The organism is Ruegeria sp. AN6 (assembly GCF_056540425.1).
On sequence record NZ_JBQFWR010000001.1, the window covers coordinates 687,854 to 712,560 of the forward strand.

At 56.4% G+C, this 24,707-nt stretch carries 22 protein-coding genes; 14 read left to right on the top strand and 8 right to left on the bottom strand.

Translation table 11 applies throughout. From position 1 onward, the window contains the following. Positions 1-45: 45 nt before the first annotated feature. The 3 genes from ACR0MQ_RS03380 (at position 46) to ACR0MQ_RS03390 (ending at position 2,592) form a co-directional block, all read left to right on the top strand. Complete coding sequence (locus ACR0MQ_RS03380) at positions 46-939, top strand: PfkB family carbohydrate kinase (protein ID WP_170774197.1); 894 nt, start codon at positions 46-48, stop codon at positions 937-939. Beyond that, positions 936-1,850, top strand: coding sequence for a pseudouridine-5'-phosphate glycosidase (locus ACR0MQ_RS03385; protein WP_170774027.1), 915 nt, complete (start codon positions 936-938; stop codon positions 1,848-1,850). The genes ACR0MQ_RS03380 and ACR0MQ_RS03385 overlap by 4 nt, the downstream gene beginning before the upstream one ends. A 64-nt stretch (positions 1,851-1,914) precedes the next feature. Further along, positions 1,915-2,592, top strand: a complete 678-nt coding sequence (locus ACR0MQ_RS03390; RefSeq protein WP_010440321.1) for a DUF502 domain-containing protein — start codon at positions 1,915-1,917, stop codon at positions 2,590-2,592. Here ACR0MQ_RS03390 and ACR0MQ_RS03395 read toward each other — a convergent pair whose 3' ends face one another. Continuing rightward, positions 2,593-3,618: a patatin-like phospholipase family protein gene (locus ACR0MQ_RS03395; RefSeq protein ID WP_170774025.1), complete on the bottom strand. Its 1,026-nt coding sequence runs from the start codon at positions 3,616-3,618 to the stop codon at positions 2,593-2,595. 64 nt (positions 3,619-3,682) lie between these two features. Next, positions 3,683-4,456 carry a 3-hydroxybutyrate dehydrogenase gene (locus tag ACR0MQ_RS03400; RefSeq protein WP_170774023.1) on the bottom strand — a complete coding sequence of 258 codons (774 nt, stop codon included), beginning with the start codon at positions 4,454-4,456 and terminating at the stop codon, positions 3,683-3,685. A 293-nt stretch (positions 4,457-4,749) separates the two neighbouring features. On the opposite strand from ACR0MQ_RS03400, the gene ACR0MQ_RS03405 reads away from it, so the two are divergent. Together ACR0MQ_RS03405 and ACR0MQ_RS03410 are read left to right on the top strand one after the other, a co-directional pair. Beyond that, complete coding sequence (locus ACR0MQ_RS03405; RefSeq protein WP_170774020.1) at positions 4,750-6,576, top strand: extracellular solute-binding protein; 1,827 nt, start codon at positions 4,750-4,752, stop codon at positions 6,574-6,576. A 531-nt stretch (positions 6,577-7,107) separates the two neighbouring features. Then, a complete protein-coding gene (locus tag ACR0MQ_RS03410; RefSeq protein ID WP_010440325.1) occupies positions 7,108-7,344 on the top strand; it encodes a hypothetical protein in 237 nt (78 codons plus the stop codon). Here the strand turns inward: ACR0MQ_RS03410 and ACR0MQ_RS03415 are convergent. Further along, positions 7,333-7,956, bottom strand: coding sequence for a helix-turn-helix domain-containing protein (locus ACR0MQ_RS03415; protein WP_010440326.1), 624 nt, complete (start codon positions 7,954-7,956; stop codon positions 7,333-7,335). The two genes, ACR0MQ_RS03410 and ACR0MQ_RS03415, sit on opposite strands and share 12 nt — an antisense overlap. 65 nt (positions 7,957-8,021) lie before the next feature. Between ACR0MQ_RS03415 and ACR0MQ_RS03420 the strand changes: the two genes are divergently transcribed. From ACR0MQ_RS03420 to ACR0MQ_RS03440, 5 genes are all read left to right on the top strand, one after another. Further along, a complete protein-coding gene (locus ACR0MQ_RS03420) occupies positions 8,022-9,539 on the top strand; it encodes a class I adenylate-forming enzyme family protein (RefSeq protein WP_480605935.1) in 1,518 nt (505 codons plus the stop codon). Further along, the gene (locus ACR0MQ_RS03425; RefSeq protein ID WP_480605938.1) at positions 9,536-10,195 is read left to right on the top strand and encodes a DsbA family oxidoreductase; all 660 of its coding nucleotides are present in this window, start codon (positions 9,536-9,538) and stop codon (positions 10,193-10,195) included. The genes ACR0MQ_RS03420 and ACR0MQ_RS03425 overlap by 4 nt, the downstream gene beginning before the upstream one ends. A gap of 73 nt (positions 10,196-10,268) precedes the next feature. Beyond that, positions 10,269-11,477: a multidrug effflux MFS transporter gene (locus ACR0MQ_RS03430; protein WP_480605941.1), complete on the top strand. Its 1,209-nt coding sequence runs from the start codon at positions 10,269-10,271 to the stop codon at positions 11,475-11,477. Positions 11,478-11,534: 57 nt separating this feature from the next. After that, on the top strand, positions 11,535-13,199 hold the full coding sequence (locus ACR0MQ_RS03435) for a hypothetical protein (protein ID WP_170774013.1): 1,665 nt from the start codon (positions 11,535-11,537) through the stop codon (positions 13,197-13,199). Then, on the top strand, positions 13,196-13,873 hold the full coding sequence (locus ACR0MQ_RS03440) for an SH3 domain-containing protein (protein WP_170774010.1): 678 nt from the start codon (positions 13,196-13,198) through the stop codon (positions 13,871-13,873). The genes ACR0MQ_RS03435 and ACR0MQ_RS03440 overlap by 4 nt, the downstream gene beginning before the upstream one ends. Here the strand turns inward: ACR0MQ_RS03440 and mfd are convergent. After that, positions 13,870-17,325, bottom strand: a complete 3,456-nt coding sequence (mfd, locus tag ACR0MQ_RS03445; RefSeq protein ID WP_480606167.1) for a transcription-repair coupling factor — start codon at positions 17,323-17,325, stop codon at positions 13,870-13,872. The two genes, ACR0MQ_RS03440 and mfd, sit on opposite strands and share 4 nt — an antisense overlap. Before the next feature lie 18 nt (positions 17,326-17,343). Continuing rightward, positions 17,344-17,871 (bottom strand): component of SufBCD complex, encoded by a 528-nt coding sequence (locus ACR0MQ_RS03450; protein ID WP_480605945.1) that lies wholly within the window; start codon positions 17,869-17,871, stop codon positions 17,344-17,346. 120 nt (positions 17,872-17,991) lie between these two features. Here ACR0MQ_RS03450 and hemB point away from each other — a divergent pair, with 120 nt between their 5' ends. The 4 genes from hemB to ACR0MQ_RS03470 all read left to right on the top strand — a co-directional run bounded on the left by hemB (position 17,992) and on the right by ACR0MQ_RS03470 (position 22,836). After that, on the top strand, positions 17,992-18,990 hold the full coding sequence (gene hemB, locus ACR0MQ_RS03455; protein ID WP_480605948.1) for a porphobilinogen synthase: 999 nt from the start codon (positions 17,992-17,994) through the stop codon (positions 18,988-18,990). Between the two features lie 143 nt (positions 18,991-19,133). Then, a complete protein-coding gene (locus ACR0MQ_RS03460) occupies positions 19,134-19,709 on the top strand; it encodes a lipid-binding SYLF domain-containing protein (RefSeq protein ID WP_010440335.1) in 576 nt (191 codons plus the stop codon). Between the two features lie 164 nt (positions 19,710-19,873). Beyond that, positions 19,874-22,336: a penicillin acylase family protein gene (locus tag ACR0MQ_RS03465; RefSeq protein ID WP_170774002.1), complete on the top strand. Its 2,463-nt coding sequence runs from the start codon at positions 19,874-19,876 to the stop codon at positions 22,334-22,336. A 104-nt stretch (positions 22,337-22,440) separates the two neighbouring features. Beyond that, positions 22,441-22,836, top strand: a complete 396-nt coding sequence (locus tag ACR0MQ_RS03470) for a nuclear transport factor 2 family protein (protein ID WP_170540042.1) — start codon at positions 22,441-22,443, stop codon at positions 22,834-22,836. Between the two features lie 16 nt (positions 22,837-22,852). On the opposite strand, the gene ACR0MQ_RS03475 is transcribed toward ACR0MQ_RS03470, so the two are convergent. From ACR0MQ_RS03475 to hfq, 3 genes are read right to left on the bottom strand one after another with little or no spacing between them, the layout of a single operon-like run. Next, a complete protein-coding gene (locus ACR0MQ_RS03475; RefSeq protein WP_170774000.1) occupies positions 22,853-23,143 on the bottom strand; it encodes a putative quinol monooxygenase in 291 nt (96 codons plus the stop codon). Between the two features lie 32 nt (positions 23,144-23,175). Next, positions 23,176-24,447, bottom strand: a complete 1,272-nt coding sequence (gene hflX, locus ACR0MQ_RS03480; RefSeq protein WP_170773998.1) for a GTPase HflX — start codon at positions 24,445-24,447, stop codon at positions 23,176-23,178. Beyond that, positions 24,447-24,686 carry an RNA chaperone Hfq gene (hfq, locus tag ACR0MQ_RS03485; RefSeq protein ID WP_010440340.1) on the bottom strand — a complete coding sequence of 80 codons (240 nt, stop codon included), beginning with the start codon at positions 24,684-24,686 and terminating at the stop codon, positions 24,447-24,449. The genes hflX and hfq overlap by 1 nt, the downstream gene beginning before the upstream one ends. Positions 24,687-24,707: the final 21 nt, after the last annotated feature.

The window sequence follows — 24,707 nt, forward strand, 5'->3', positions numbered from 1 at the left end:
CGTTAACCCTTGCACCCGCGTCGGGGCTGCGGCATGACACGAAGCATGACTCAGAACAGCGAAATCCTGTGTATCGGATCGGTCCTGTGGGACGTAATCGGGCGATCTGCCAGCGTCATGCGGCAGGGATCGGACGTACCGGGGCGGATTACCCGCTTGCCCGGCGGTGTCGCCATGAACATCGCCATGACGTTGGTGCGCTTTGGGATGACCCCTACGCTGCTCACTGCAATCGGCCGCGATCCCGAAGGCGATGAATTGGTCCACTCCTGCGCACGGCTGGGCATGGTGACCGACCACATCTACCGTTCGCAAGACTTGCCGACCGACCGCTATATGGCCGTCGAAGGTGCCAATGGATTAATCGCAGCCATTGCAGACGCCCATTCACTTGAGGCGGCGGGAGCAAAAATCTTACGTCCCTTGATGCATGGACCTTTGGGCTATGAAAATACACCTTTTGAAGGCCCCATCGCGCTGGACGGCAACCTAACCCTGAACCTGCTGGAAGAGATCGCGCAAAGCCCCGCCTTTGCCCGCGCCGATCTTCGCGTGGCCCCCGCGTCCCCCGGCAAGGCCGAGCGTTTGTTACCTTTTCTGAAACATGCGCGCGCAACACTCTATGTAAACCTCGAAGAAGCTGGGCTTTTGTGCCAACGCGAATTCACCGATTCCGAAAGTGCTGCTCAGGGCTTGCTTGACCGTGGCGCACTGCGTGTTCTGGTGACCGATGGTGGCAACTCGGCCACTGTCGGTAGCGCTAATAGTGTTCTGACCCAAAAACCACCTTCCGTTCTGGTCACCCGCGTGACCGGCGCAGGTGATACTTTCATGGCAGCCCATATCGCTGCCGAAGCAAGTGGCGCTGACAACGATGCCGCGCTCAAGCGTGCCCTGCATGCCGCCGCAACATATGTTTCCGGAGAAACTCCACTGTGATCGAAATCCAATATTCCGCCGAGGTTCGCGCCGCAAAAGACGCAGGCCAACCCATTGTTGCGCTGGAAAGCACTATCATCACCCACGGGATGCCCTACCCCCAGAACATCGAGGTTGCCGCACAGGTCGAACAGGACATCCGCGATGGGGGTGCAGTTCCCGCAACTATCGCCGTGATCGATGGCGTGCTTAACATTGGGCTTGAGTCCGATCAGCTTCAGGCCCTTGGTCAGGCGCAAAGCGTTGCCAAGCTGTCGCGCGCCGACATGGCTGCATGTCTTGCAACTGGCGGTACAGGGGCCACCACCGTCGCAGCTACCATGATCGCAGCGCATTATGCAGGTATCGAAGTATTTGCCACAGGCGGCATCGGCGGCGTTCATCAGGGGGCTGAAACCTCTTTTGATATCTCTGCTGACCTGCATGAGCTTGCGCAAACACCAGTGACGGTTGTTGCGGCTGGAGCCAAAGCTATTCTCGACCTGGCCAAAACGCTTGAGGTTCTGGAAACGCTCGGTGTGCCGGTCATCGCACACGGACAGGACGAATTTCCGGCGTTCTGGTCAGCCAAGTCTCCGCTGGCCGCACCCTTGCGGATGGACAGCGCAGAGGACATCGCCAAAGCCCATGCCGCGCGGCGCGCGCTGGGATTACCCGGTGGGCAGCTCGTAGCCAATCCGATCCCGCAGACAGATCAGATCGCTGCCGAGGAACTTGCCCCGATCATTGCTTCCGCACAGGCCGATGCCGAAACATACAGGATCACCGGCAAAGGCGTTACGCCTTACCTACTGCAACGCATCTACGAACAGACCAATGGTCGCTCGTTGACCGCTAATATCGCTCTGGTACGCAACAATGCACGGCTGGCGGCGGGCATAGCAATAGCGCTGGTAAAGACGGCTGAGTGACATAAGCCTATTGTACCAAGACCTCGGACTGCTTAACTAATTCCGCAAACCACTCAGGACCGCAATGAACACGCCGTTTGACGAAGAACCACATCGCCGCTCGGGCCTTCTGTCCGGACTGCGCGCGTCATTTTTGACGGGCATTGTCGTCATTGCTCCGGTTTGGTTGACGATCTGGCTGATCTGGTCGGTCGTGGGCTGGATCGACAGCGCCGTGCTGCCATTGATCCCTCAGCAATTCCAGCCGGCCGAGTATGTTGGGATCAACCTGCGCGGCGTCGGCGTCATCATCTTCCTGATCTTCACGGTCATCGTCGGCTGGATTGCCAAAGGCATTTTGGGCCGTTCACTGATCCACTTCGCCGAAAGCCTCGTTGATCGGATGCCCGTCGTCCGGTCCGTCTATTCCGGAATCAAGCAAATCTCGGAAACAGTCTTTGCGCAGACAGAACGTTCTTTCGAAAAAGCCTGTCTGATCCAGTATCCGCGCCGCGGAATTTGGGCGATTGGATTTGTTTCGACCACAGCGCGGGGCGAAGTCAGCCAACGTGCCGAAACGGGTGGTGAGTTGCTCAGCGTCTTTGTCCCGACGACCCCAAACCCCACATCCGGTTTCCTGCTGTTTTTCCCAGCCGAAGACGTGATCCTGCTGGATATGTCGATCGAGGACGCAGCCAAATTGGTGATTTCAGCGGGGCTGGTATACCCCAACGAAAAAGACCCGACCCAGCCGCCGGAGTAGTCAGCCAAACATGGCAGGCAGGTCGACAGTACTGCGTTCGCCCAGATCATCCTTGTGGGCGCGCAAGAATTGATCTGCCGCAACGCGCCCGGCCTGCTTCAACCTGTTCAGAACAACCGGATTTGGAACGGTTTTTGTCGCAGCCGACAGATCGTTCATTAGAGCATCATCCGCGATCATATGAACCAGCACCCGGCTCATCTCGCCCGCTTTCAATTTTCCCTCGGCCAGTAGCCGCTGTACAAAGTTAATCGCGCGCAATTCACGAAATAGCGATGAGTTAAAGCTGATCTCATTAATCCGGTTCTGAATCTGCTGCGGCGTCTTCGGCACCTCGTCCCTTTCTAAAGGGTTGATATTTACAATCACCACGTCGTCGGGAAGGCCACCACCAAACAAGGGGTACAACGCCGGGTTGCCAGTATATCCCCCATCCCAATACGCTTCGGTACGACCAGATTTTGGATCATAGATCTCTATTGCCTGAAATAGGTTGGGTAGACAGGCCGACGCCAAAATTGCGTCGGTCGATATCTCATCTTCAGCAAAGACCCGAATTTTGCCACTGCGCACGCAAGTCGCACAGACAAAAAGCTCCGGCCCTTCATCCGCACAAATCTCATCAAAATTGAACCGATCCACAACCGGCTCAAGCGGATTGCGATAGAACGGCCCGTAAGCATAGGGAGACACCAGCCGCGACCATGTTTCGGCCATCGAATACGGCAGTGAATACTCAAGCGCCTGCGATATATGCGCGGGCTCTATACCGCGCATCCAATGAACGATCCGCATATCACCAACAGCGCCCATGCGCGTCCATAAATCGTCGAGACAGTCCCGAGCGCCTTCGCGCCCCGCATGCACCATTCCGGATTTGAACGCGGCTCCATTCAGGGCGCCAGCCGAGGTTCCAGTGATCGCCGCAACCTCGACATCCTCCTCATCCAGTAGACGGTCCAGCACACCCCAGGTAAACGCACCATGGGCACCACCGCCCTGCAAAGCCAGATTGATCCGCTTCATACTTCCGCCTCTTCATCTGGCCAAAAATATCCCGGGGGGTTGGGGGCAGAGCCTCCATACATCCTCAAAGCGCGGTCCACCCCCCATCGACCGAAATCGTCGTCCCGGTGATCTGCGCAGCCGCATCCGAACACAAGAAGATGGTCGTGCCACCAAGCTGTTCAACCGTCGCGAACTCTTTTGAAGGTTGCCGTTCCAGCAGGACGTTCTTCACAACATCCTCGCGGCTCATGTCATATTCCTTCATCGTATTGGGGATTTGCGCCTCAACCAGTGGGGTCAGCACATAACCCGGGCAGATAGCGTTGCACGTAATCGGTTCCTGAGCCGTCTCAAGCGCAACGGTTTTGGTCATCCCAACCACACCATGTTTTGCCGCTACATAAGCTGCCTTAAAAGGAGAGGCAGTTAACCCATGTGCCGAAGCGATATTCACGATACGGCCCCAACCTGCCGCGCGCATCATCGGCAAGGCTGCAGCTGTTGTGTGAAAGGCTGAATTCATGTTGATCGCGATGATTGCATCCCATTTATCAGTCGGAAATTGATCGATCGGCGAAACATGTTGGATGCCGGCATTGTTCACCAGTATGTCGCAGGCACCTGCCTGTTCGATAAGTGCGCGGCATTCATCGCCTTTCGACATGTCCGCCTTGATGTAGCGCGCGTTGGTCCCGGTCTCTTTCCCAATCTCGGCAGCCAGCGCATGATCTTCATCCCGGTCGGTAAACGAGTTCAGAACCACATCCGCACCCGCCTTGGCCAGCTCACGCGCAACGCCCAGTCCAATCCCTGAATTCGACCCTGTTATGATGGCTGTTTTTCCCGCCAAGCTCATGCCTGCTCTCCGTCCTGATTTCAATTCAGCCACACAGTGCCATGCTGCACCTGCAAAGGAAACGGGGAATGATACAGCGGGTGCATCCCGGCAGATTTTGCCAAAAAAAACGCCCGCACGAAGCGGGCGTTAAGTTATTGAGGCAGGTTTCATACAGGCAAGAAACCTATCGAGCAGTGCATCCTTTATAAGCAATTCTTTGCATCCGTCCAAGCTAAAAGTTTGATAATAAGAAAAATCATGGCTACGGTGAATCCCAAACAAAATAAGGCCAGAGCAGGATTGTTTCCAAAATGAGCCCCGATTATCTCCACCCCCTCCGACCAGCAATTGCGGGAATCGCCTGCATTTTTGCGGCTTCATTCGCTTCGGCAGAATCAGCCCATGGCATAGCTATGTATGGCGACCCGGCACTACCACCGGATTTTGTGTCGCTACCCTACGCAAATCCCGATGCGCCCAAGGGCGGAAAGGTCGTATTTGGAAATACCGGCGGCTATAACAGTTTGAACCCGTTTGTGCAAAAAGGCACGTCACCCTGGCAGCTGCGATTTTGGACCCATGAAAGCCTGATGGGGCGGTCCTGGGACGAACCTTTCACTCTTTACGGGTTGTTAGCCGAATCAGTTGAGACAGATTCAGACCGCACTTGGGTCGAATTCACTTTGCGTGAAAACGCACGATTCTCGGATGGCGCACCTGTCACTGTCGAAGATGTTATCTGGTCGTACGAGACGCTGGGTACCGAAGGCCACCTGCGGTATCGCGGGCTGTGGGGCAAGATCGATAGCATTGAACAGACAGGCCCACGCAGTGTCCGGATCAGCTTTAATGAACCCGATCGCGAGCTGGCCCTGATCGCTGGCATGCGCCCTATCCTGCAAAAGGCACAATGGGAGGGGAAATCGTTCGCAGACGCTCAGTTGCAAGATATACCCATCGGATCAGGACCCTACGTGATCGATGATTACGAAGCTGGCCGCTATGTAAACCTACGCCGCAACCCTGACTACTGGGGTGCCGATATCCCATACCGCAAGGGCACGATGAATCTGGATGACATGCGGATCGAATTCTATGGTGACGGCACCGTTGCCTTCGAAGCATTCAAGGCAGGTGAACTTTCAGCAGTGCGCGAGTTTAACGCGGACAAATGGAACACTCAGTATAATTTCCCAGCGGCGCAACGCGGTGATGTTGTAAAGACCGAAATTCCGCATCAAAAACCTTCGGGCATGACCGGTTTTGTCATGAATACGCGTAAGGCCCCCTTTGACGATTGGCGCGTTCGCGAAGCGCTGACTCTGGCGTTCAACTTTGAATTCATCAACGACACCATCACAGGCGGCGCGCAACCCAGAATTACGTCCTATTTCTCAGGCTCCGAGTTGGGCATGCAACCCGGTGCGGCCACCGGTCGCGTCGCAGACCTTCTGCAACCTTACGCCGCCGAACTGGCGCCGGGTACCATTGAGGGGTATGAATTGCCCGCGGGTGATGGAACCGAACGCAATCGGAGCAATATCCGCAAGGCGCTAAAACTGCTGGAAGAGGCAGGCTGGACAATTCAGGACGGTCAGCTTCGCAATGCCAATGGCAAACCGTTTGAAATCGACCTTGTCATCAGCCAGGGCAGCCTGAATGTGGTGCAGGATGTCGGTGTGATCGCGGAAATCTATGCACGCGCGTTGGAGCGCCTGGGCATTCAACTGACCGTCGATAAAGTTGACGACGCGCAGTACACCTCGCGTATCGACGCGCAAGACTTCGACATGACGCCCTTCCGCCGCGCCCTTTCGCTGTCGCCCGGCAACGAACAACGCCTGTATTGGGGCAGCGAAAACGCCGACACTCCGGGGACTAGGAATGTCATGGGGCTGACCTCTCCTGCCGTTGACGGATTGATCGATGCAATGCTGGCCTCGGAAAGACACGAGGATTTTGTGGCCGCTACCCGCGCGTTGGACCGCGTACTAACCGCAGGCCGTTACGTCATTCCTATCTGGAGCTTCGACGTCGGCCGCATCGCCCACGTGAAGGAATTGAAGCAACCTGCCTCGCTTCCGATTTATGGAGATGGCCCCGAATACATGCCGCAGGTCTGGTGGTACGAGGACTGACAAGACCGCGCGGCTTTTAGTTCAGCGCATATCCGGGCCAAAAATTGGTTGATGCGGCAATGGCACGGCAACAGGGAAGATTGCCAGCCATAAGCGATTTTCGGCTGAAACTGTCATAAACTGTGTCCAATACCAGAGCTTGTGGGTCGCGGAACCATTCGCGCCTACTGGTACACAAGTTGCACAAGTATTGCTTATCCGGTCAAAATCATCGCAAGGGGCTTTACGGACTCGTGGCACGGACTATACGTTGTACATATCCCGATGAATATCTTAGTGCAGATAATTGCAGCATTTTTCGGGTACGTGATACTGTACTGGCTGTTTAAGTCAGAAGAACAACGGACCGGCCGCCACTCACTAAAACAGCAGGTCCGTCGGCCCGTTGCGGTTTTGCCGCAGCGGGTTTTTGCCTTTGGTTTCCGTCACGGCAACCTGCGACATTTTGTCATGTCCGCATTATCCCCCCACACTCCGTACGCTAATACCGGGGAGAGCAATCCTGGAACCGAATAAAGGGAAGGCTCGTAGATGTTGAACTGGGCTGATCTGACGCAAGACTGGGGCGCGTCGTATGCGCGTGCAAAACGCAGATTTCCAAACCTGCGGGACAGGGACATGGCGCGCGTTGGTGAAGATCGTAAGCAGTTCGAAGCATATCTGGCCGAACGTCACCATCTGACCGTTAATGAAGCCCGGGAAGAGCTTGAGGATTTCCTGTATACCGAAGCGTTGAACCGCGAAGTTGCGCAAACCTTAAGTAAGTGACGTCACCCAAAGGATCGTGGCGTCCTCGTCACTAACCGAAATTACATTGTGCCCCATGCTACCGTCATAATAGGCGCTATCGCCCCGGCGCATCTCGACTGGTTCATAAAATTCGGTGAACAGGCGCACCACGCCGGTCAGGACATACAAGAACTCCTCACCATCGTGACGTACCCATCCATCAAACTCTTCCATAGATCGTGCGCGCACTCGGGCGCGATAGGGTAGCATCTGCTTTTTGGTAAGCGTTTCTGCCAGCAGTTCATGCTCATAGGTTGTAGTTGCGTGGGCAGCCCCCGCACCCATTTTGGTCACTGCCATTCGGCCTATGACCTGATCACGCTGGGGCGGAGTGAACAGCTGAGGCACCGAAATTTCCAGCCCTATCGCCAGCTTCTTCAACGCATCATAAGTCGGCGACATCTGACCGTTTTCGATCTTGCTAAGTGTCGACCTTGCCAACCCGGCCTGGTTGGCCGCCTGTTCCAGCGTCCAGTTTCGGGCTTTGCGCAGCTCACGCACACGCGCGCCCAGATCGACGGGCTCAAGCTCGGTATTAATACCATTGTCGCGGGCAATTCTGACGATGGACTTATGATCATTCTTGCTCATGCGTCTTTCTATAGGGGCAGCATGCTCTGCTTGCAACGCGCCGTGCGCAGCTGTAGCCAGTTCCCATGTTGTCGATCTTTGATCAGGGACCACCGCCGCCCTGCCCGCGCCCATTCAATCTTGCCGCGCATGTCCTGCGTCATGCCCAAATCTATTCGGAAAAAACCGCTCTATCTGTGCTTGGGCAGAACAGCGCAGTCGACTGGACCTACAGAGAGCTGAATGCAGCGATTCTGGGAACAGGAACAGGCTTGCTTCAGAGCGGCCTCAAGCCCGGCAACATCATTTTGATGCGACTTGGCAATACAGTCGATTTCCCAATCGCATATCTTGGAGCAATCGCCGTGGGGCTGGTTCCAGTCCCAACCTCATCACAACTGACAGATGCGGAAACCGCCAAGATCATCGACGATCTGAATCCTGCCGCCGTTTTGCGCGATCCGCAGGTCGCCTGCGCCGATCACTCCAACCAAATACGGCTGGATGAGCTTGTCGGAATGCGAACGCTGCCGCCAGCGGAGTTTGCAATGGGTGACCCCGAGCGATTGGCCTATGTTGTCTATACTTCGGGCACTTCAGGCAAACCCCGCGCCGTCGCCCACGCGCATCGCGCCATCTGGGCGCGGCAAATGATGGTCGATGGCTGGTACGGTCTGCAATCTTCGGATCGATTGTGCCACGCGGGCGCGTTCAATTGGACCTACACGTTGGGCACCGGGTTGATGGACCCGTGGACCATCGGCGCAACCGCCCTGATTCCGGAGCCGGGAACGGACATCCGTGATCTGCCTGCCCTGCTGACCCAGCAACGCGCCACGATTTTTGCAGCTGCCCCCGGGGTCTTTCGGAAGATCATGCAGGGCAATCAGCGACTGGACTTACCTGATCTGCGCCATGGCCTGTGCGCCGGAGAAAAGCTCTCACGTCACCTGCATGACAAGTGGGTGCGGTCCACCGGAACAGAACTATACGAAGCGTATGGTATGTCGGAATGTTCGACTTTCATCTCGTCCAGCCCCAACCACCCGGCGCGCGGTGAGGCGTTGGGTCAGCCGCAACCCGGACGCCGGGTGGCCATTGTTGGTCCCGACGGCCCGGTCCCGCAGGGACAAGAAGGCAAGATTGCAATTCATCGTGACGATCCGGGCCTTATGTTGACTTACCTGAACGCACCCGAAGAGGCCGACGCACGTATCGCTGGGAACTGGTTCCTGACAGGTGATCAGGGTGCGATGGCCGCAGACGGGCAGATCACTTATATGGGCCGCGACGATGACATGATGAACGCAGGCGGGTACCGGGTTTCCCCGGTCGAAGTTGAGGCTGCCTTGTCGAACCACCCAGGTATCACGCAGGTTGGCGCCGCGTCGGTTGAGGTTAAACAAGACAGCTCGATCATTGTTGCATTCTACACCGGCCCCGAGGAACTAGACGCGGAGACGTTGCGCGCCTATGTGTCTGACAAGCTGGCGCGCTACAAACAACCGCGGGCCTTTGTCCATCTGTCCGAACTGCCCACTGGGGGCAACGGCAAACTCCTGCGCCGCGCCCTGCCGGCCTATTTCAAGGCAACGTCCGAATGACACAGACCGTTAAGCTTGATATCATGTCCGACCCGATCTGCCCCTGGTGCTATATCGGCAAGACCCATTTAGACAAGGCGCTTGCCGAAATCCCGAACCATCCGTTCGTGATCGAATGGCATCCTTTTCAATTGAACCCGGATATGCCCGATGCAGGGATGGACCGGCGTGAGTATCTGGAGCGTAAGTTTGGCGGCAAAGACGGCGCTGTTCGCGCCTATGCACCGGTCGTCGAGCACGCCGAGAACGCTGGTCTGAAGATCGATTTCGAGGGCATGAAACGTACGCCAAATACGCTGGACGCACACCGACTGATCCATTGGGCCGGTATAGAGGGCAAGCAGAACGCCGTGGTCGATGCCCTGTTCAACGCATATTTCGTCGAAGCACGCGACATCGGAGATCGAGAAGTTCTGGCCGATATCGCAGACAGCGTTGGCATGGACGCGGCAGTCGTGATGAAATTGCTGCAATCGGAATCCGATCGCGAAGAGATAAGAACCCGCGACAGCCATTCTCGCGAGATGGGCGTGAATTCGGTTCCCACTTTCATTGTGGCGAACCAACACGCCGTTCCTGGCGCACAACCCCCTGAATTATGGGGAAAAGTTATATCCGAGATCATGTCTCAGATTGAGGCTTCCTCTGCAGAATAGCACAGACCCCTGTGCATTTCTGATCTAGTCCGTTCCTCGGCACCGTGATAGCGCTGCTGGGAAGGAGCTCCCCATGACCAATCGCATGTCCCGGGGCGAATTCATTGCGCTGGTCGCGATGATGTTCGCCACGATTGCCTTTTCGATCGACTCAATGCTGCCCGCTCTGCCCGAAATCGGTAATGAGCTTAGCCCCAATGACATGAACAAAGCGCAACTGATTTTGACATCTTTTGTGCTGGGCATGGGTATCGGGACGTTTTTCACGGGCCCGATTTCGGATGCCGTTGGACGCAAACCGGTTATCTATGGAGGCGTTGCCCTCTATATCCTGGCGTCGGCAGTTGCCTGGGCCAGTTCTTCGCTCGAGCTGGTATTGGCTGCGCGGGTTGTTCAAGGCCTCGGCGCTGCTGGCCCTCGAGTTGTGGCGATGGCGATCATTCGGGACCTCTATGCGGGACGCGAGATGGCGCGCATCATCTCAATTGCCATGATGATCTTCACGTTGGTTCCGGCCGCAGCACCGTTGCTTGGTGCAGGTGTTATCGCTTTGGTTGGATGGCGCGGAATCTTCGTATCCTTCATGCTTTTTGCTTCAATCATCGTAGTTTGGATGGCAACGCGGTTGCCCGAGTCCCTGGCTCCTGAAAATCGCCGCCCCTTTCGACTGCCATTAATGATCGCAGCTGTGAAGGAGATGATGACCCATCCCACCGTGCGACTTTCAATCCTTGTGCAGACGTTGTGTATGGGATTGCTGTTTACCATGCTGACAATGGTGCAACCGGTTTTTGACGTCATACATGACCGAGCCGAAAGCTTTCCGTTCTGGTTCGGCTTTGTGGCGCTGATTTCGGGCTCGGCCAGTCTGTTGAATGCCGCGCTCGTTGTTCGCCTCGGCATGCGCCGGATCGTGACCTGGGCCCTTGGTGCGCAGATCATTATCACCGCATGCGTAATTGTCCTGAACGCGATGCCATTGTCCCCGGACGCCTCATTCGCGCTGTTCGTGACGTGGCAAACTACCGTATTCTTTATGGCGGGCGTTACCATGGGCAATCTGAACGCCATCGCGATGGAACCGATGGGCCATATCGCGGGAATGGCCGCCTCAGTGATTGGGTCTATCGCCACGGTTCTGGCTGCGGCAATCGCCGCACCCGTGGGCTTGCTATTTGATGGATCGATTACGCCTTTGACGACAGGGGTGTTGATCATGTGCATTCTGGGTTTCGGCCTGATGCTGCATATGGGTCGGATCGAAAACAGACTGCCTGCCTGATCTGTGCAGACCTTCTGAAACGCGTTAAGCTCCTGCCAATTGTTTGGGAGAGGTCTTATGCGCGACTATTATGATCTTGGCACCTATTCCTGTGCCGTCACCACTGCGTCGGCTGAGGCGCAGCTGTGGTTCGATCGCGGACTAGTCTGGACATACGGCTATAACCATGACGAGGCGGTCGCCTGTTTTCAGAAGGCCGCAGACGCTGACCCCGACTGCGCCATGGCCCATTGGGGCGTCGCCTATGCAGCGGGGCCGAACTACAACCTGCCATGGGACCTGCGTGACGATCAGGGACAGACCAAATCACTGGCGATTGCCTATGACGCCACACAAAAAGCTATGGCCCTTCTGGAGATGTGCACACCGGTTGAACAGGCCCTGATCCGCGCGCTGCCAGCTCGTTACCCACAGCGTGATCCGATTGAGGATATGCACACCTGGGACTACGACTATGCCGACGCAATGCGCGCAGCATTTTCCGAACAGCCCGGCAATCTGGATCTGCGCACCATCTATGTCGAGGCATTGATGAACCTTACGCCCTGGCAGATGTGGAACCTGAAAACCGGACAACCTGCCGAGGGCGCGGCCACGCTTGAGGCGCAAGAGGCATTGGAAAAAGCGATGGCTGATGATCCTGATGCGATGTCTCATCCCGGCCTGTTGCACCTCTATGTCCATCTGATGGAGATGTCGCCGACCCCGGAAAAGGCTCTGCAAGCGGGGGATATTCTGCGCACGCTGGTTCCGGATGCGGGGCATCTGGTACATATGCCAACGCATATCGACGTGCAGTGCGGCCATTATCACAACGTCGTCTATTGGAATGAACAGGCCTCGGTCGCTGATTTGAAGTATTATGAGCGCGAAGGCGCGTTCAATATCTACACCGGCTATCGTCAACACAATTACCATTTTGCAATCTACGGTGCATTATTTCTGGGTCAGATGGAGCCCGCCCTGCGCGCCAATCAAGGCCTGTGGGACACCACACCCGAGGAAATGCTGCGGATCGAAAGCCCGCCCATGGCGGATTATTTCGAAAGTTATATGTCCATGGGTCCGCATATCCTGATCCGCTTTGGCCGCTGGGAAGAGGCTAAGGCGTTGGATCTTCCCGACGATCCGGACCTCTATCGTACGCTCACGGCAACAACACACTATGCCCGCGCCATCGCCCATGCGGCCACGGATGAGGTCGCGCAGGCCGAAGCTGAAGAGCAACTTTTCCTTGCCGCTAAGACCTGCGTGCCCGAAACACGCAGACTGCACAATAATCGCGTCATCGATCTGCTTGAAATTGCTGCGGAAATGCTGCGCGGAGAAATCGAATATCGTAAGGGCAACTACGATATCGCATATGCCCATCTGCGTCGGTCGGTCGAGTTGGACGACACATTGCCTTATGACGAACCATGGGGTTGGATGCAGCCCACACGCCACGCGCTTGGGGCTTTGTTATTTGAACAGGGCCACGTTGCCGAGGCCGAGGCCGTCTTTCGAGAGGATCTGGGCCTAGGAGGAGCGCTCGGCCGTGCCTCGATCCACCCCGACAATGTCTGGAGCCTTAGAGGGCTACGCGATTGCCTGAAAGAGCGTGGAGAGGCCATAGAAATCAAACAGATTCAACAACGTCTTGATCTTGCGCTCGCGCGTGCGGACAGGGCTGTTGGTGCATCCTGTTTTTGTGCGCAAGCCGCGATGCGAGCCGCCGAATGAATGCACTGTCATTGGCTCTGGCTTTGGTAATGTGTGGTCCCGCATTTGCGCAACGGCAGACATTTCCTCCATTGGATCAAGCAGAACAAGACCCCACCCTGCTAAAGTTCAGGTCCGATCTGCTTGCAAAAATCGAGGCGCGCGATACCGAGGCCGTGGTGGCTGCCTCATGTCCCGATATTTATCTAAGCCATGGCAGCAATGGCGGTCCGGACGAATTCCGAATAAACCTAACTGTGCCGCCCGATCAGCTGAGCGAAGAGTTCAGAGACGAAGCTGACGAACTGCGCGAAGCCTATTGGACAAATTTATACGAAACGCTGTCGCAGCCAGGTTACTTTGACGAACAGGGTGAGTTCTGGATGCCAACACATTGGCAAATCGCCCTGCCCGCTTCCCTGGATCCGTTCACGGCATATTTCGTTGCCGCTGAACAGGTAACGCTGCGCCAATCCCCGTCGCGCGGTGGCCCGATTGTTGGTTTAATCAGCCACGAGGTTGTCATTGTTCCTGACTATCAAACCGATGAAACCTATCAGAAAATTCGACTGACGGATGGAACCACAGGCTACATGCACGGCGACTTTCTGACATCTATGGTTGGGTATCGCGCTGCTTTGGTGAAATCCGAAGCGGGCGATTGGCAGCTTTGCACTTTTGTGACCGGGGACTAGGCTTTTGCCTTTTTCTTCTCAGCCATCACCTTTTCGGCCAGATCGCGCGCGATCGCAAACGCGCCCTTGATCTTGTCGCTGTCCTTTTTCCAATCGCGCCGGACAACGATCTTGTTGTCCTTGACCTTGGCCAATCCGCGCTGGTTCTGGATGAACTCGACCAACCCCTGAGGAGAAGCGAACTTGTCATTATGGAACTGGATCGTCGCGCCTTTAGGTCCACCGTCCAGCTTGGCAATCCCTGCCCGTTTACACATCGCCTTGATACGTACGACCAGCATCAGTGTATTCACCTCTTTCGGCAAAGTGCCGAAACGGTCGATCAATTCAGCAGCGAAGCCTTCCAGCTCGACCTTCGTCGACAATGACGACAGGCGGCGATAGAGACCAAGGCGCACATCAAGATCGGGCACGTAATCCTCGGGGATCAGAACCGGGACACCTAGGTTGATCTGCGGTGCCCATTGGTCGTCGGCATCCGACAGCCCTTCCATCTCGCCGGCTTTAATCTTGGCAATCGCCTCTTCCAGCATCGACTGATAGAGTTCATAGCCTACGTCGCGCATCTGGCCGGACTGCTCTTCACCCAGCAGATTACCGGCCCCACGAATATCCAAATCCTGTGACGCCAGCGTAAATCCGGCCCCCAGCGTATCCAATGAGCCCAGAACCCGCAGGCGTTTCTCGGCCGTTGCCGTCAGGCGTGCGCGCGGTTTGGTGGTCAGATAGGCATAAGCGCGGGTTTTCGAACGCCCCACCCGACCCCGGATCTGATAGAGTTGTGCCAGCCCGAACATGTCCGCCCGATGCACCACCATCGTGTTGGCGGTCGGAATATCCAACCCGCTTTCGACAATCGTGGTCGCCAGCAACACGTCGTACTTGCCGTCGTAGAAGGCGTTCATCCTGTCATCCAGCTCACCCGCTGCCATCTGCCCATGGGCGACCACATAGGTCAGCTCCGGCAGTTGTTCTTTGAGGAATTCCTCGATCTCGGGCAGGTCCGAAATACGCGGGACCACATAGAAGCTCTGCCCACCTCGATAATGCTCACGCAGAAGCGCCTCGCGAATGGTGACGGCATCGAACTCGCTGACATAGGTGCGGATGGCAAGGCGATCGATGGGTGGGGTGCCAATGATCGACAGATCGCGCACTCCGGTCAGAGACAACTGCAGAGTCCGCGGGATCGGCGTTGCGGTCAGGGTCAGGACGTGTACGTCCGAGCGCAACTGTTTCAACCGTTCTTTGTGACTCACGCCGAAATGCTGTTCCTCATCGATGATCAGCAGACCCAGATTGTTGAACCGTATCCCTTTGGCCAACAGCGCATGTGTTCCGATCACGATATCCACAGTGCCCCGTGCCAGCCCGTCGCGGGTTTGTTGCGCCTCCTTTGCCGACACAAAGCGCGATAATTGCCGAACCTCCAGCGGGAAGCCCCGGAAGCGTTCCTTAAAGGACGCTGCGTGTTGGCGTGCGAGCAACGTGGTCGGCGCAACTATGGCGACCTGCACGCCTGACATGGCTGCGACAAAGGCTGCGCGCATGGCGACTTCGGTCTTGCCGAACCCAACGTCGCCGCAAATCAGGCGATCCATCGGCGCGCCGGAGTGCATGTCCTCCATCACCTCGGAAATGGCACGCAACTGATCGTCGGTCTCCTGATACGGGAAACGCGCGCTGAACTCCTCCCACGCGTGGGGCGGCGGGTCCATCACCGGGGCCTTGCGCAAAGCACGCTCGGCCGCAATGCGGATCAGCTTGTCCGCCATCTCGCGAATGCGCTCTTTCAGCTTGGCCTTCTTGGCTTGCCACGCGCCACCGCCCAAACGATCTAGCAGCCCCTCGTCATGGCCGTATTTCGACAGCAACTCAATGTTTTCAACCGGCAGATAGAGCTTTGACTGTTCCGCATACTCCAGCAGCAGGCATTCATGCGCAGCACCGGCGGCGGTGACGACCTCCATCCCCATGTAGCGACCAATGCCGTGGTCTACATGCACCACCAGATCGCCGGGGCTGAGGGATTGGGTCTCAGTCAGAAAGTTCTCGGCCTTGCGGCGTTTCTTGGGTTGGCGGATCAAACGGTCACCCAGCACGTCCTGCTCAGCGATCACCGTCAAATCAGGCGTTTCAAATCCATGCTCCAATGCCCAAACGGCCAGATGCAACCCGCGCTTCCCAACTCGTGTGCCATCGGTCACTGGGATCGCCTCGGCGAGACCTTCGTCCTCGATCAAACCGGTTAGACGCTCACGCGCGCCTTCTGAATAAGAGGCAATGAGGACAGGACCTTTGTCCATCTTATCGGTGATGTGGCTGGCGAGAGCACCAAATAGGCTGATGCTTTCCTGCTGGCGTTCCGGGGCAAAGTTTCGCCCGATCCGACCACCTGCATCAATCACACCCGGTCCGCTGGCCTGCGGCAGCGGGCTGAACTGCAACACTCGCCGGTCGCCAACCGCCTTTTCCCATGCAGCATCGTCCAGATAAAGTAGCCCAGGAGGCGTCGGCTTATACACAGTATCCATGCGCGAGCGATTTTCCAGCGCCAGCTTTCGCGTCTCATACTGATCAGCAATCGAATCCCACCGCGCCAACCGCGCTGGTGTGACCTGATCATCAAGTGAGATTGTTGCGCCCGGCAGGTAATCGAACAGCGTCTCAAGCTTTTCATGAAAGAACGGCAACCAGTGTTCGATACCCTGATGTTTACGGCCAGCGCTGACGGCCTCATACAGCGGGTCATCCGTGCCCGCTGCGCCGAATTCGATGCGGTAGTTCTGGCGAAATCGGGTGATGGCGGCTTCGTCCAGAATAACTTCGGACACTGGAACAAGCTCGACCACATCAAGCTTTTCTGTCGTGCGCTGCGAGACAGGATCGAACCGGCGCGCGCCATCCAGAACATCTCCAAACAGGTCCAGCCGAACCGGGCCACTTTCGCCCGGTGGAAAGATATCAATGATACCCCCGCGGATCGCATAATCTCCGGGCTCCATAACAGTCGGACTTTGGGTGAAGCCCATGCGCACCAGAAAGTTCCTCAGCGCTTCTTCATCTATGCGCTGATCTACGCGGGCGGTAAACGCGGCCTCGCGTAGAATCGCGCGGGCCGGAACCCGCTGTGTTGCTGCATTAAGCGTCGTCAACAGCACAAACTGCTCTGGCATCTGATGTACTAGTGCGGCCAATGTCGCCACGCGCGCAGCAGAGATATCCGCATTGGGCGACACACGATCATAAGGCAGGCAATCCCAGCCCGGAAAAACGAACACCGGCATGTGAGGGGCAAAAAAAGCCAGCGCCGCCCGCATCGCCTCCATCCGTTTGTCATCGCGCGCGACATGACAGACCGGACCACCCGAGCGGACTATCTCATTCAGCACCAGCTGTGCGTCAGACCCTTCAGGAGCACCGCCGACTGTAACGTGGTTCGGAGCCTTCATCATGCTGCCTCTTTGATATCACCAGCCCAGAACGCCAGCCGTAAAGTTCTGATACATGCCCCAAAACGAAGTGAGCAATATAGAGATCATTCCAATGATCTGAGTATAGACCCGGCACCGGCCCAGATTCTTGGCAACGTTTTCCAACGTCAGCTCTTGTTGTCTCATTTTTTTTGCGGTCGATATATTGATGAGCATGACAAAGCACATCGGGCACAACAGCAAGAACACAGCTTGCGCGAATTCAAGCCCGTAAAAGAAACCCATTGTGGCCAACCCGGTCAGCACGAAACAACAGATCGCAAAGATCGCAAGACCAGAGGTCTCGACAATATACAACACGCGATTCGTGTTGATCCTGGCAATGTCCAACAAATCCTGTTCTGACTGGCCACCGGAACGGCGCGCCCGTGCAACCAGATCGTGGGGCACGCCAATCGACCAATGGCTGGCTGAAGACCAAAGAACAGCCAACCCGATCCAATACCACAGATTCGAAAAGCTTCGCATATCGATGATTTCAAATATCGAAGTGTAAATGTCCAAGCGTCTGCCCTTTATTCAACGTCCGCAGGGACCGTCATCGACTGGATGCGTCCATTGTTACCCTTGAGACCACCGGGAATTCATGCCACCCAATGCGCGATTGTTCAAGGAGAGTGCGCCATGAAACCGACCATCGCCCCCTATCCACTGACGCGGTTCCGCCGGGCCCGTCAATCCGAGGCGATCCGGGGGTTGGTGCGCGAGAACACCCTGACTGTCGATGACTTTATCTGGCCGATTTTTGTGCGCGATGGTGAAGGGATTGAAGAGCCCGTGCCCTCCATGCCCGGGGTTAAGCGTCGTTCGGTTGATTTGATAGCCAAAGCAGCTGGCGAGGCACAGGCACTCGGAATACAGGCTATCTGTATATTCCCATACACCGATCCCGCGCTGAAAACCGAAGATTGTGCCGAAGCGTGGAACCCCGACAACTTGTCCAATCGCGCTATTCGGGCAGCCAAAGAAGCGGCACCAGATATCGCTGTAATGACCGATGTGGCGCTGGATCCCTACAACATCAACGGCCATGACGGTTATGTTGTGGATGGCGAAATTGTGAATGATCAGACGGTCGAAGCGCTGGTTAAAATGACTCTGGCGCAAGCCGAAGCCGGTGCTGATATTATCGGCCCTTCAGACATGATGGATGGACGGATTGGCGCAATGCGTAGTGCGCTTGAGGCGGCAGGGCATCACAACGTCATGATCCTCAGCTACGCCGCCAAATATGCCAGCGCGTTTTACGGCCCGTTCCGTGACGCCGTTGGGGCCTCGGGCGCACTGACCGGGGACAAGAAGACCTATCAGATGGATCCCGCAAACTCGAACGAGGCGCTGCGTCTGATCGAACGCGACCTGACTGAAGGTGCAGATATGGTCATGATCAAGCCAGGGATGCCCTATTTGGATATTTGCCGCCGGGTAAAAGACAGCTTTGGCGCGCCGACCTACGCGTATCAGGTCTCGGGCGAATACGCGATGATACAGGCAGCAGCCCAAAACGGTTGGATCGACGGCGAAAAGGTGATGCTTGAAAGCCTGCTGGCTTTCAAACGCGCGGGATGTGATGGCATTCTGACGTATTTTGCGCCAGAGGCCGCGCGCATTTTGAACGGCTAACGCCTCAGATTGTCGCGACTTTTCGCCGATCTGCCGCGCATGCAGCGCAGCTTTCCCGTGACAGGCGGGCGCAATCGGCGTATTCTTGCAAACAAGATCGGGAAGACCCGACAAATCAGGCACATACACAGAGACAGAGAAACATGAGCAGTTCAAACTCCCTCCGACTAAGCCGTCGCGGCTTTGCATTTGGCATGGCCGGACTGACGCTAACAGCCGCCTGCGGCAATGGCGTCGGGAATTCCAATGCGGTGGCGCTTGATGCCCGTGTTGATGCGACGCTAAACGAAATGTACAGCAAGTACCCTAATACCGTTGATATCGCCAACAAGGCTAACGGGATGCTGGTCATGCCATTGATCACCGACGCCGGGTTAATCTTCTTCGGTGGTGCCTATGGTCAGGGTGCGCTGCGCATTCAGGGTGCTACGGTTGATTACTATTCGGCCATTTCCGGTACGGCGGGCCTGCAGATCGGCGCACAACAATATGCACATGTTCTATTCTTCATGACCGAGGACGCGCTGAATGACTTCCGCCGATCCAGCGGTTGGACCGCAGGCGCCGATATCGGGTATGTCGTTGACGCAACCGGTGAGTCGCTTTCGACAGATACCAATCAATTGGGCAAACCCGTGCTAGCAGCGGTCTTTGGGCAGGCGGGTCTGAAGTTCGGTGCAACCATAGAAGGCACCAAATACACCCGCATCATTCCCTGATTCACGAGCCCCCCCTTCCCCCTCAGAAAAGCCCTGCTACATCTTGTGGCAGGGCTTTTAGATTTTATGGATTTCACACATATTCCTGTGGCATTCCTCTTTCGGTCCGGATGGGCTTCCAGTAACCTCTGCGCAAACGAATATACAGAATTCTTGGGGGACAGATGGGTCTGGTCTTTCGCTGGCTGGTGAGAATTGCGACGGGCCTGATCCTGCTTTTGGTCGCAGCAATCGGGCTGATCTATTTTCTGGCCAGCCAGTCCCTGCCCGAATATGATCAAGCTCTTGAAGTTGAGGGGATTACCGCCCCCGTCGAGATCGTCCGCGACACCGCGAACGTACCACATGTCATGGGCCAGTCCGACCCGGATGTATTCTTTGGCCTTGGATATGCCCATGCGCAGGACCGGCTTTGGCAAATGACCGTTCTGCGCCGGACCGTACAGGGCCGATTGTCCGAAATATTCGGCCAGCGAACAGTCCATATCGACAAGCTCTTGCGACGACTGGACCTTTATGGCCTTGCCCATCGATCTGTCGACGTACAAGACGATTACACGCTTGCCGCATTGCGCGCCTATTCTGCTGGAATTAACGCCCGGCTGACCGAAATAAACGAACAGGCGCTAGGTCGTGGCGCGCCCGAGATGTTCTTGTTCAACGCGCCGGTCCCGCCATGGCAGCCCGGCGACAGTCTTGCCATCATGAAACTGATGAGTTTGCAATTGTCCGGCCACCTTGCGGATGAGGTTCTGCGTGCCCGAACTTCTCTGATATTAGACGACCCAGCACGTTTGGCTGACATTCTGCCCGATGTCCCTGGCCCCGGGATCGCGGCGCTACCTGAATATGCCGCTCTGTTTCCGAACCTTCCGCGGTATGCGCAGGGAGCTTCGATGCCTGACACGCCGCTTTCACCTTTTCCCCAGCGCGGATTGGCAGGGGCGTCAAATGCCTGGACCGCCGCGCCGTCTCGTTCGGCCAGCGGTGGCACCTTATTGGCCAACGACCCCCATCTGGGCTTCACCGCACCCGGCATCTGGTACCTGGCCCGGCTGGAGCTTGCTAAAGGCGGAGTTATTGGCGCGACGATCCCTGGTATTCCCGCGATTTCAGCCGGGCGAAGCGAGCGCTTGGGATGGGGTCTGACCTCATCTTATCTGGACGATCAGGACGTCCATATCGAACAGTTGAACCCCGAGAATCCCGAAGAATACCTGACCCCAGACGGATATAAGCGCTTCCAAACCCGGCCTTCGATCATCGAGATCAAGGACGCGGCCCCGATCACTTTGACCCTGCGTTGGACCGAGAACGGCCCCGTTCTGCCGGGCACGCATTACCATCTGGAAACCATTACGCCTCCGGGGCATGTGGCCTCCCTGTCATGGAGTGCGCTCAGTCCCCGCGACACCTCCATGAGTGCATCTTTGGCGCTGATGAATGCCGATACCGTTCGGCAGGCCATCAGTATAGCTGAAGATTACATCGCGCCGTCACAGAACCTGTCATTAGTCGATCGAAACACGATCGGTTTGAAACTGATCGGTGCCATGCCCCGGCGAGACCTTAACAACCAAAGTCGTGGCCGTATTCCAACCCCCGGGTGGCTGGAACGAAACCGCTGGCAAGGTCGGTTGCCTTATGCGGACAACCCGGAATTTGTTGCTCCAGCCGGCGGCGTACTGGGCAATACAAATAACAAGATCATTGATCGCCCCTTCCCAGATCATGTCTCATATGAGTGGGGTGACACCCAGCGCGTTCACCGTTGGGAACGCCTGATGCAATCGCGCGAAGTGCACACCCGCGACAGCTTTATCGAGGCGCAGCTGGATACGGTCAGCTTTACGGCTCGATCCTTGTTGCCGCTGATCGGCGCTGATCTCTGGTTCACCGGAGAGTCCGCGCCTGAAGGCACACCGGAACGTCAGCGGCAAATCGCGCTGGATTTGCTGGCCAACTGGAATGGCGAGATGAATGAGCACCTGCCCGAGCCATTGATTTACGCTGTCTGGCTGCGGGCACTGCAAATCCGTCTGATTTCGGATGAGCTTGGCCCGTTGGCGGCGGAATACAAACATGTCGAACCATTGTTCATCGAGCGTGTCTACCGTGATATCGATGGCGCTTCGGTCTGGTGCGACGTGCGTCAGAGCGCCCCGGCTGAGACATGCACAGACATGGCTCGGCTGGCGCTGGATGACGCAATCATCTGGATTTCGGAACGATATGGCTCAGCGCTGGAATCTTTGCGTTGGGGTGATGCCCATCAGGCGACCCACGACCACCCCGTGCTGGGCGAAGTACCGGTACTGCGTTTCTTCGTAAACATCCGCCAGTCGACCAGTGGCGGCGACAATACCTTGTTGCGCGGCCGCACTTTGGGCGAAGGTCCAGATCCATTCCAGAATGTGCACGGTGCAGGATATCGTGGCGTATATGATTTCGCCGATCCGGACAGTTCAGTATTCATCACGGCCACTGGTCAGTCTGGCCATTTTTTGTCGCGCTACTACGATGATCAGGCCCAGTTGTGGCGCCGGGGCGAATACATTCCCATGTCGTTGGATATCGGTCTTGCCCGCGCCGCGGCAGTTGGTGTGACCGTGCTCAACCCACGCTGACAGTATCGGCAATTCCCCGCCCCTTTTTACGTGCCTCGTGGACGTGGTTGATTGAATTCGCCTAAAATCAATGGGCCGTCGCATCGCACCAAAGGGGGAAATGCATGGGCAGCCTTCGCGATATTTTGAATAATCTGGCGCGCGACTATGCCGTTGCGTGGAGTTCAGGCGACCCAGACGCGGTTGCCAGCTTCTTTTCGCCGGATGGTCAAATCAGCATCAATCGTGGCGAACCTCTGCAAGGACATGCCGCAATCGCTGAAATGGCGCGTCGTCTTTATGCGGATTTCCCTGATCTGGAAGTACGTTGCGACATGATGCGGTGGGCTGGACCACATGCCCTGTTCGTCAGAACGCTCGAAGGGCATCATCACGCCACTGGTAACCGCGTTGTCACGCGTGGATGGGAGCAGTGGGAACTAACATCGGACAACAAGATCAAAACTTCGCTGGAATGGTTCGATGCACAAGAGCGGCAAAGCCAGATTGATGGTGTCTGAAACGCGTCCGCGCGCCTTACTCTGAAGTCACAATGTATTCACGGGGAATGCCCTGCGTGATCCGATACCAGTCCGAGTTTTTCGTCCTGTCCTGGTGCGCCTCAAAGGCCGCCCTGTTTGCAAACACCTCGGACACTTCAAACCGACCGGGCTGGTTGGCATCTTCGCAGACTTCGAATGAGATACACCCCGCCTCTGCACGGGTCAGTGAAACATGAGCAGGCAGCGCTTGTCGCACCTGTTCCAACCGGTCCTGAGGCACCGTAATATGACCGCGCAAATGAACCTTCTTTTCAGCCTGTGTCATCGACAACCCTTTTTATTGAGTGGGTCCTAAGTTCAAAGCGCGGCAAAGCGGGCCGCTTGTTTGTCAGTCCAAAGCACAGTGATTTCGAAACCATCCTCGGTCTGCTCTTCGGATCTCACGACTTCCTGACGGAACAACCATGCCCGCTTTTGACCTTCAGCGAACGTCAAAGAGAGTGTTGATTCATGCCGGGCGCCCTGCAGGATCGTGGCAATTTCAGACAAAAGAGGCGCAATCCCCTCGCCTGTTACAGCCGAAATCGCAAATATTGCCGGATCACGCTCGGATCGAGCCAGCGTGGCCTGGCGATCCTCGGGGCTGAGAAGATCAATTTTGTTCCAGACTTCTAGCCGGGGCCGGTCATCCTCGACCCCAAGAGAGGTCAAAATCGTCTCGACATCCTGCGCCTGCGCTTCGGTTTCTTCATGACTAATGTCTCGAACATGAACCACAAGATCGGCACCCAACACCTCTTCCAGCGTGGCGCGGAATGCGGCAACCAGTTCTGTCGGCAGGTTCGAGATGAAACCCACTGTGTCCGAAAGGATCACTTCGGGACCATCCGGCAGTTCGACCCGCCGCATTGTGGGATCAAGCGTGGCAAAGAGCATATCTTTCGCCATCACCTTGGCCCCGGTCAGGCCATTGAATAGCGTGGACTTCCCGGCGTTGGTGTAGCCGACCAACGCAACGATTGGGTACGGAACCTTGGCCCGTGCGGCGCGGTGCAACGTGCGGGTCTTGACGACTTTCTGCAATTGCCGCCGTAGACGCACCAATTGTTCATCGATCGCACGGCGGTCCGCTTCGATCTGGGTTTCACCCGGCCCGCCAACGAATCCCAATCCGCCGCGCTGCCGTTCAAGGTGGGTCCAAGCCCGCACCAATCGCGTTCGTTGATAGCTGAGTGCCGCCATCTCGACTTGTAGCACCCCTTCGCGGGTACGCGCACGATCACTGAAAATCTCCAGGATCAGCCCGGTTCGATCGAGGATTTTGACCTTCCAGGCCTTTTCAAGATTTCGTTGCTGAACAGGCGTGACTGGCCCGTCGATCAGAACCAGTTCCACTTCGTTCTCGTGGAAACGCTCACCCAACTCTTCGATCTTGCCGCTGCCGAACAGCAATCCCGCCTGAGCCCGCTGTAGACGTACAACTTCGGAACCGACCACATCCAGATCGGGCAAAGCGGCAGCCAATGCCACCGCCTCTTCCAGCGCCGGTTCTGGAACGCGGCGCTGTTCATCTGATTTGATTTCCGGATGCAGCACCCAGGCACGGGTGCGCGTCCTATCATGTTCCATCAAGAGGCGTCTTCGCCCTCATACAGGCTGATCGGCTGTGACGGCATGATGGTCGAAATCGCGTGTTTGTAGACCAGCTGCGACTGTCCGTCGCGGCGCAACAACACACAAAAATTATCGAACCAGGTGATTACACCCTGCAATTTCACGCCATTGATCAGGAATATCGTGACCGGGACTTTTGCTTTCCGTACATTATTCAGGAACGCGTCCTGCAGATTCTGTCTGTCCGAAGCCATATTGTTTTAATCTCGCCATTG